This is a genomic window from Escherichia sp. MOD1-EC7011 (assembly GCF_002965005.1).
GTDB lineage: Bacteria > Pseudomonadota > Gammaproteobacteria > Enterobacterales > Enterobacteriaceae > Escherichia > Escherichia ruysiae.
On record NZ_PTRD01000024.1, the window covers coordinates 316735 to 323672 of the forward strand.

Consider the following 6938-nt stretch of genomic DNA (forward strand, 5'->3'; position numbering starts at 1 on the left):
CATACGTCGTGTCTGCGGTTTTTCTTTTTTGCTTACATTGTGTCTGGTTCTTCCGGCCACTCAATATCAGGTGCAGTTGATGTATCAACACGGTTCAGCAACACCCGATACTTCTTCCATGCTGCCAGCAACGACGCCTCTTCTTCCGTTGCGATCTCCAGATCCACAGCATCCTGAAGTGGCGCAATATTCTCATTCGCTGCCTGCATCAGGCTGTTTTTTGTTTCTTCCGCCTCCCGGATCCGGAATAGTTTTTCTGCTTCTGCATCTTTCACCCAGGCTGTACCGTTCCACTTCTGATATTCCCCTTCCGGCGACAACCAGGTAACATTTTCCGGTAACGGACCGAGTTCAGAAATAAATAACGCGTCCCCTGATGCCACGTCATAAACCGTTTTACCCCGATGATCTTCAACGAGATGCCACGATGCCTCATCACTGTTGAAAACAGCCACAAAGCCAGCCGGAATATCTGGCGGTGCAATAGCGGTACTGTTTGCAGGCAGACCGGTATGAGGCGGAATATATGCGTCACCTTCACCAATAAATTCATTAGTTCCGGCCAGCAGATTATAAATTTTTATGGTCCGTGGTTGTTCACTCATTCTGAATGCCATTATGCAAGCCTCACAATATAGTTAAATGCGATGTTTTTGACGGTGTTTTCCGCGTTACCAGCAGCGTTAACGGTGATGGTATGTCCATGTGAACCAATCGCAACGGAGTGCGTATGAGCACCAATACCGACAGTATGTGCGTGTGCACCTGCGCTTGCAGCAGTACCCGATACAGAGTGCGTATGAGCGCCTGCAGAAGAAGTGTTAACACTGTATTTAGAATAATCAGGTGATCCACTTCCCGGAGCACCACTGGAACCACCTGAAACAAATGTCATCGAATGGGTATGTGCACCGGCTGAAGCAGCCGTACCGCTAACACTATGGGTATGCGCACCAGTGTTATTCGTGGATTTAGTGCCGTAATCAAACGACGATGTGGTTTTCGTCCCCAAATCAGTACTGGATGCGCTGGCGCTGTGGGTATGCGATTTTATGCCGTCCTGTTCCTGAGACAATACGGCACGACCACTGGCGGGCTTGCCCTTAATCGTCCAGCCACGCATATCAGGGATCACGCCTGACGGATAAGCGGCTGCAAGTTTCGGGTAGGCAGATTTGTCAAAAGTCTGCCCCTGCATCAGGGCATAACCAGACGGAACGGTATCTGATGGCCACGGGATTGGTGCGCCGACTGGGTAGCTTTCTGGTGGAAGATTTTTCGAGGTATAAACTTCTGCCCAGTCTTCCTCAAAACCATAACCGTCTCTTGAAGAACGGTAGAACAGACCACCATTTCTGTAATGCGCCTTCATCTGCAAGGTCCGGCAACTTCCGACTCCGGTATAGAAGTTAACCAGAATATAGCTGTCGCCAGAGCGGGTGACATTATAAGCGCCTGATTCGGCATTCCAGGGAACGCCACCATCCGCATCGGCATATGTATCCGTTGCCCTTCTGGCAAAAGCAGCCACATGCGCGGCGGTTAAAGTAATATCTTTGGAACCATCAAACTCAACACCAGAAACCCGTCTTGGCGTTTGCAGCTTTGTTGCTGTTAATGCATTACCGTTCAGACTTGCGGACAGTTTGGTTCCAATAACCAGTTCGCCAGTTGCGTTATCAATAGCAAACGGTCTTAATGTATTCCAGCCACCATAAACATCACCTTGATTGGTAAGCAGCAGGTAAGTTTTAGCGCCATCATTACGCCATAATGCCCCATACTCCCCACCTATCATTCGAATCTGATTACCACCACGCGCTACAATTTCGTCTGTGGCAAAAAGTTTTTTGCACGACAAATTATCGTTAACGATTAACGAATGAGACTCATAAAAACCACGCCCACTCTTAAAATCAAGGATAACGTCCGCCGCGATACATTCAGTCGCTGGATTTGTTGCCCCAAACTTATAGGTCGTATCATTAACAACGAGATCAGCACCAGGTGCGGATATTGACAGGCCATCTTCGATAAACGCAAAAACAGGGAAAGCAGCGCCATCAACATAGAACACAGAGCGCAAATCATCGCCCTTATTACTCATCATTATTGAGTGGATGGCTCGTTCATTGTTTTGATATTGCCAGAACATTCCATAAGCATAACGCCCCCTGTCAGTCCAGCCACCAGGCATAACAAATCCGTTAAACTCGCAGTTATTCATCGGATCGCCTGCGGTTCGCGTTGCCGTGGTGATAATGACCCTTGATGCCAGTTCGCTTACTGAGCCAGCAGAACGCATAACAACAACAGGGTAATATTTTCCAGATGTTGCACCTGCAGGAGCGTTAACCCGCACATAACGCATACCACGCTTATCAGCAAAGTCTGTTTTACTGACCGCGTTAATGTTGTTCAGGAAGCGTCCCTTATCGGGTATATCAGCGCCGTTCTGGTCTTTCTGCAGACGTTTCTCTGCATTGTCATAGGCTGATTTTACTGCCTTTGGCGTTGCCGCCAGCGTTTCAGACGTACTGTTGGTCGCACTGCTGAGCTGTACTATCCCCTTTTTCGTCGTGCTCGCATCCTCAAGCGCCACGGCGGATGCAATATCCTCTGCCCGTTTTGCCGCTGTCTCGGCGCGCGTTGCCGCGGATTCCGCCGTACTTTTGCTCTGTGCTGCCGCCGTCGCACTGCCAGCTGCCTCTGTCGCCTTCGTGGATGCTGTCGTGGCGCTGCCCTTCGCTGCTGACGCCAGTCTGGTCGCCTCATCTTTTGAAGCAGACGCCGATGATGCCGATGACGCCGCCGAACTGGCTGACGATGCGGCAGCCGTTTTTGAGGATTCTGCGCTGGTTTCCGACGCTTTCGCGTTCGTTTCGGATGTCTTCGCTGCGGAAGCAGAACTCGCTGCTGCGCTGGCCTGTTCAGTGGCTTCGCCAGCCTTCGTTGTGGCTGTTGAAGCGGATGATGCGGCGCTTTCTGCCGATTTTCCGGCGGCGGTGGCACTGGCTGAGGCCTGCCCGGCACTTGTTGACGCGGCGCTGGCAGATGATGCAGCCGCTGTTTTTGAGCCTGCCGCAGCTGAGGCGCTCTGTCCCGCTGCCGTCTCAGAAGACTTAGCGTTCGTCTCGGACGTTTTTGCCGCCTTCGCGGAATTTCCTGCCGCCGTTGCCGAGGAAGTTGCGCTACTGGCGCTCGAGGATGCGTTCGTTTCTGATGATTTCGCTGCCTCTTTTGAGGCCGCCGCATCCCGGGCTGAGGTGGCAGCTTCTGACGCTTTCGTGGTCGCGGTGGATGCAGAAGTGGCTGCTGATTGTTGTGACGCTGCGGCATTCGTTTCTGACGTTTTCGCGGCACTGGCACTGGTAGCTGCCGCGCTTTTTGAGGACTCTGCAGCAGCAGCACTTTTCGATGCTTCAGTGGCCTTTGTTGATGCCGTTCCTGCGCTGGAAGACGCTGACTGAGCCGACGTCGCGGCCTGCCCGGCTGATGTGCTGGCTGCGCGTGCTGAGCCTGCAGCATCAGTCGCATGGGTTGCCGCCTCACGGGCTGATGTGCTGGCATCACTGGCTGACTTCTTCGCGGCTGCCGTGTTCTGTGCCACCACGGACGCGTTACGCGCCACCTCTTCCACCATCAGCTCAAAACGGCGCAGTGCCTCCGGACGGGCATCATCCTCCGTCATGGCACCGAGAAAATCATTCAGCGTACCGGGTCGGGAATCTTCATACACGGTGATGGTCCCGGCATGTGACGGCGGGAATCCTTCCACCAACAGAATAACGCTGTACTGACCGTACTCAACGTCCATGCTGTAACGCCCGGCTTCATCCGGATTTTCTGAGGCCAGCGTGTTCACCACCACCGTGGTGCTGTTACGTTTTGCTTTCAGCTGGATTGTGCAGTTCTGTACCGGTTTTCCTGTGCCGTCTTTCAGTACACCTGAAATCTTTACTGCCATATTCACCCCACAAAAAAGCCCGCCTGAACCGGCGGGCTGTCATAACACTGTGTTACCTGGCTAATCAGAATTTATAACCGACACCCACGATGAAACCGTCAGTGCGCCAGTCGCCACTGCCGGAGCCTTCATAAGCAATATCAATGGCCACGGATTCGGTCGGGTTAAACTGCACGCCAGCCCCCCACGCCAGAGACGTGTTGCTGTGGCGACCGTCATCACTTCCGGTCAGCACATCGTGCGTTTTCCCCTTGTTGTCAGTTACGCGGAGATAATCCCCGAAGAAAGTCGACACACGGCTGTAAGCCACACCCGCCATCGCATACACGCTGAACCATTCATTCACGCGCACAGACGGCCCCGCCATTACGCTGAACCAGCGGTTACGAACGGAATCTTCATGCCAGCGGGTATCGCTGTAATGGGTCAGCTGGCGATTCTTGTCTCCTGCATAGCTGAATGACGTCACCATCCCCAGTGTGTCCGTAAACTCATAACGGTATTTCACGTTAATCCCGTTCAGATCATCGCTGCCGGGAACGTTCGTCGAGGCATGAAGATACCCCGCGCTCAGCGTGGACTGATGTTCAGACGCCCATGCAGACGCACCGGATACGGCCAGACAAATGGCTGCGGACAAAATGGCGGCATAAAGTTTACGCATAATTACCTCTCGCTTTTCTGCAATAAAAAAGGCGTCATTTCTGACGCCCGTTATGGGTTATAAAATTCAGCTGATACTGATGCCTGCGGTGGCTTTCTTCATCACCACAACCAGCAAATCGCTGATACTTGCTGTGGGATACCAGTCATTTACCAGCCATGCTGACACCGAAAACTCCAGCGTCATGTGACCGTGACCGGCAGGCATATCAATAACGCCACTGTAAATCAGCGTATTATCCAGCGCGGTACGGTTATAAATTTCAGCACCGTTTTTCCGCACTATCAGACGGCATGAGGAGTAAATATCAGTATGCTCTCTCTCATGTTTAGCGCCGCTGAATGCCACCGCAGGAATAACAATCTGCCGGTCAAACGGCTGATCGTCATAAACCCTGACGGTAATGGTCCCTGATGGCCACCGTTCCGGTGCACGGGAGTCCCGGGGGAAAGCTTTGCCCACTGTTTTAACGAGATCGCCTTCAATCTGGTTCGCGGACAGTTTTCCCAGAACCCGACAGTTCTCGTTAATCGTGACGTTGTTGAGCGTCCCGGAGTTCGCATTCACGTTACCGCTGATATCGGCATTTTTCGCCGTCAGCCGCCCGTCCGGTGTCAGGGAAAATGCCGGAGGATTACCGCCGCTGGTAATGGTCGGAGCCGTCAGGCGTTTCAGGAACACGTCGTTCATGAATATCTGATCGCCCTGACCAACAAACATTGGTCTTGTGTTGCCATTAGACGGATCAATAAACGCGATACGGTTAGCGGCAACCAGGAACTGGCTCAGTTTGCCTTCCTCCGTGTCCTCCATGCTGAGGCCAATACCCGCGACATAATGTTTGCCGTCTTTGGTCTGCTCAATTTTGACGCCCCACATGGCATTCCACTTATCACTGGCGTCCTTCCACTCTTTCGAAAACTCCTCCAGTTTGCTGGCGTTATCCTCCGTCAGCTCGACTTTTTCCAGCAGCTCCTTGCCAAGATGGGATTCGGTTATCTGGCCTTTGAAAAAATCCAGGTAACCTTCCGCATCATCGCTCGCCCGACCAACAGCCTCCACGAATGCCGATTTGCCAACGGTGTTCACACTGCGAACGTAAAAATAATAATCATGGCCCGGCCTGATATTGATACTGGCAGCTATCCAGTACAGCCCCGTGCCAAGGTAGCGGGCTGTGGTTTCAACCTGCCTGATATCGGTAATCCGCGTTTCCGAGAACCAGAACTCAAACTGTACCGTCGGATCATAAACGGCAAGATGGGGCGTGGCGGTTATCTGAAAATAGCCCGGCGTCAGCTCAATCCGCGACGGCGCTGCCGGTGCGGCAATACGGAACGATACCGATGCCGGATCGCCCTGCTGCCCCCAGGCATTTGCCGCCCGGACTGTCAGCCTGTAGTTCCCTGGCGCCAGTTGCGTGAAGCGGTATGTGGTTTCCGTCGTCCGGGCCGTGCTGACCAGCCGCTCACTGCCGTCGTCCGCTGCCACGGTCAGACGGAGCAGGAAGCTCACGCCCTTCACCACCTTCGGCGTGTCCCAGCGCGCCAGCACCTGGTATTCCCCGCTGTCTGCGGTGACTTCGGCGGTCAGGTGCTGCACCGCTGGCGGCGTGACACCATTCACCGTGCCGCTCTGGTCGCCGTCAAAGTGCGCCCCGTTATCCACGATGGCCTCTTTTTCCGGTACATGCTGCACGGCGGTGATGGCATACGTGCCGTCGTCGTTCTCACGGATACTCACGCAGCGGAACAGGCGCTGGCGCAGCGTCGGCAGCTTCAGCCCCCACACGCTGTATTCAGCAACACCGTCAGGAACACGGCTCACTTTTACCTTCACGCCGTCGGTGACGGACTGAACCTCCACGCTGACCGGATTGCCACTTCCGTCAACCAGGCTTATCAGCGTGGTACCGGAGGATGGCAGCGTGATTTCACGGTCGAGCGTCAGCGTCCGGGTCTGGCTGTTCACCGCCAGCACACGACCACCGGTGCTGATACCGGCATAGTCATCATCACAGATTTCAATAACATCGCCCGGTACATGGCGAAGCCCTTCTGCGCCGACGCTGAAATCCACGGTCTGCGTTTCCAGCAGTTCTGTTTTAATCAGCCACAGCCCGGCGCGGTGTGCCTGCCCCCGACTGGTACAGCCAAAGGCATCCATCTTCGTGACGTTACGACCGTAACGGGCAATGGCCTGCGTGTCCTCCACAAGCTCTGTCGCCGTCTCCCAGCCGTTGTCCGGGTCAATCCAGTTCACCTCAACGGCATTATGGCGGTCCTTCAGGGCGCTGAAGCTGTAGCG

Annotated in this window: 4 protein-coding genes; all 4 read right to left on the minus strand. The window is 54.0% G+C overall.

From position 1 onward, the window contains the following. Window positions 1–32: 32 nt before the first annotated feature. Window positions 33–617, minus strand: a complete 585-nt coding sequence (locus A7098_RS13045) for a tail fiber assembly protein (RefSeq protein ID WP_089641405.1) — start codon at window positions 615–617, stop codon at window positions 33–35. Beyond that, on the minus strand, window positions 617–3967 hold the full coding sequence (locus A7098_RS13050; RefSeq protein WP_105280910.1) for a prophage tail fiber N-terminal domain-containing protein: 3351 nt from the start codon (window positions 3965–3967) through the stop codon (window positions 617–619). Before A7098_RS13050 ends, A7098_RS13045 begins: the two co-directional genes overlap by 1 nt. Window positions 3968–4031: 64 nt before the next feature. Then, window positions 4032–4631: an Ail/Lom family outer membrane beta-barrel protein gene (locus A7098_RS13055; RefSeq protein WP_021562222.1), complete on the minus strand. Its 600-nt coding sequence runs from the start codon at window positions 4629–4631 to the stop codon at window positions 4032–4034. A 66-nt stretch (window positions 4632–4697) separates the two neighbouring features. Continuing rightward, window positions 4698–6938, minus strand: a 2241-nt coding sequence (locus A7098_RS13060; RefSeq protein ID WP_105280911.1) for a phage tail protein, incomplete at its 5' end; no start/stop codon positions are given.

Coding starts and splice junctions, on each gene's coding strand:
- A7098_RS13055 (WP_021562222.1), bottom strand. CDS start 4,631: ATGCGTAAACTTTATGCCGCCATTTTGTCCGCAGCCATTTGTCTGGCC.
- A7098_RS13045 (WP_089641405.1), bottom strand. CDS start 617: ATGGCATTCAGAATGAGTGAACAACCACGGACCATAAAAATTTATAAT.
- A7098_RS13050 (WP_105280910.1), bottom strand. CDS start 3,967: ATGGCAGTAAAGATTTCAGGTGTACTGAAAGACGGCACAGGAAAACCG.